The sequence below is a fragment of the Pedobacter sp. genome (assembly GCF_035566355.1).
In the GTDB taxonomy this organism is placed as follows: Bacteria; Bacteroidota; Bacteroidia; order Sphingobacteriales; family Sphingobacteriaceae; genus Pedobacter.
In genome coordinates this window covers 1-2,258 of the sequence record NZ_DATMRL010000102.1, presented here as the reverse complement: position 1 = coordinate 2,258, position 2,258 = coordinate 1, and the positions used below count along the sequence as shown (strand labels likewise).

Here is a 2,258-nt window from a genome sequence, read left to right as displayed (position 1 = left end):
TTCCAGCGGAATATAAAGGATGTTGTTCTTTGAAATTGTTTGTGAAATGAAGGTTAGTGTTAATTTATGATATTGTTTATTTTCTTTTTAAGTTAAATATTGTCATAATTATTAATGCTAAATATTTTAGTAATTTTGTTTTTAAACTATAATTAAAAATGAAGAAAATAGAAACTACTATGGAAAGTATGCCTATAGAAAATCTTTATGGCAATGTTAAACAAGTTATTGAATCTGCCAGAGAAACGGCTTACCGTGCTGTCAATTTTGCTATGGTGCAGAGTTATTGGCAAATTGGAAAATTGATTGTTGAGGAGGAGCAGAATGGAAAAGAACGGGCTGGTTATGGTGATGCGCTACTTAAGCATTTGGCAAAAAAACTCGGGATGGATTATGGAAAGGGGTATACGGTAAGTAATCTCCAGTATATGCGTCAGTTTTATATTACATTTCAAATATACCACGCATTGCGTGGTGAATTGAGTTGGACGCATTACAGGTCATTGTTAAAGGTTGAACGTGAGGATGCGAGGATGTTTTACATGAATGAGGCGGTGAATTGTAACTGGAATACAAGGACCCTGGAACGGCAGATCAACAGTTCTTATTTTGAAAGATTAGTGATGACTCCTGAGCAAAGCAGGCCTTTACTAAAAGAAGAAGCTGAAACTCAGAAAGTGGAATTAGAGGCTAAAGATTTTATCAAGGATCCGTATGTATTGGAGTTTTTGGATTTAAAGGCAAACCCTGGTTTTTATGAAAGGGAATTAGAACAATCCATTATTGATAAATTGCAAGAGTTCTTGCTTGAATTGGGTAAGGGGTTTTGCTTTGTTGCTCGTCAATATAGAATTAGTTTGGAGGATGAGCATTTCTATGCAGATTTGGTCTTTTATAATTATATCCTTAAATGTTTTTTGATAGTAGATTTGAAACGAGGTAAGCTAACTCATCAGGATATTGGACAGATGGATACTTATGTTCGGTATTTTGAAGATCAGGTTAGGCAGGAAAATGATAATCCGACTATTGGCCTGATTCTTTGCGCTGAAAAAAACAAGGCTTTGGCTAAGTATAGTTTACTGAATGATAATAAGCATGTTTTTGCGTCCAGGTATAAGACTTATTTGCCTTCAGAGGAAGAGTTGCAGCGGGAAATAACCAGAGAGATTAGTCAGGCGGAGCTTGAAGCTGGGTTAAAGAAATGATAGCGCAATTGCTAGGTAAGGTTCGATACGTCATGTCGACAATAGGAGAGATCTATTTGCAAAGTGATTACAGGTCTCTCTTAGCTGCGCTTCCATCGAGATGACGGGATGGTGATAGAGAGTGGGAAGTATTTGGTAGTTTCTTTTTATACGCTTTCTTTCACAAATAATATTTACCGTTTTAATTGATGCCACCCTGCGATGTGTTTCGTGGGGTGATGCTTCGTGTATCTATAAATCATCATTATTGTCAATCACCTTAATTTAACATCTCCACTATGACTAAATATCTTCAAAAAACCGGTGCTGAACTTTTCTTTGCTTTGCTGGAGGAAATAGGGAATACGCGTAAGCCGATCGAGCCTTTGTTCTCGGAACGGTTGACGCATGCGCATTATACCTTAACCTCGGACATCTTTGATATTATCGCTAATAACAATCAAAAGCAAACGGCTAAACTGTTGATTGGGGTTAGAAAGTTGCTGATTAAACTTCGGCAGATCAAGGGTGTGGATTTGCTCGTTCGTTTTGATCCTGAACTGACGGATATTGGTGGTGCTGCGGGGAAGGGGGAGCCTGATGTTTTTCGGTTGAAATTGGTTCATCTGGTGTTGGCTGAACTGGATAGGGTGATTGATTTTATTATTGAATATAAACCGATACCGCGGGTGCCGAAGAAGATTTGATTAAATGTTATAGTGATGTTGCAGGAAACGAATATTTATACAAGTGGCTTTAGCCTGGCAGACTCTGGTTATTGCCCTCCTGACTTTAAGCGATTAAAGGTTTTGCAGTCTTTGATTGAGCTGGATTTTAGGTATAACCGGGATATTTCTGTTTACGCGGTTAAAATGAACACCAGTATTCATGCTTTGAACAGATTTGCTAAGTCTTATTTGGGGAGGTCTGTGTATGAGTTGCTGCAGGACAGGATTTACCGGGAGGCTTTGTATTTGTTGCAGTATACGAAGCATTCTGTTAAGGAGATTTCGGAGCTGTTGGGGTTTAGCGATTTGCCGTACTTCAGCAGGTGGTTTAAACAGAGAAATG

Annotated in this window: 3 protein-coding genes; all 3 read left to right on the top strand. The window is 38.3% G+C overall.

Annotation, left to right across the window (positions count from 1 at the left end; translation table 11 throughout):
• Positions 1-158 precede the first annotated feature (158 nt).
• Entirely contained in the window at positions 159-1,208 is a 1,050-nt protein-coding gene (locus VNZ46_RS03925) for a PDDEXK nuclease domain-containing protein (protein WP_325558798.1), read from the top strand.
• 278 nt (positions 1,209-1,486) lie between these two features.
• On the top strand, positions 1,487-1,894 hold the full coding sequence (locus VNZ46_RS03920) for a hypothetical protein (RefSeq protein ID WP_325558796.1): 408 nt from the start codon (positions 1,487-1,489) through the stop codon (positions 1,892-1,894).
• Between the two features lie 15 nt (positions 1,895-1,909).
• On the top strand, positions 1,910-2,258 hold a 349-nt coding region (locus VNZ46_RS03915; RefSeq protein ID WP_325558795.1), incomplete at its 3' end, for a helix-turn-helix domain-containing protein.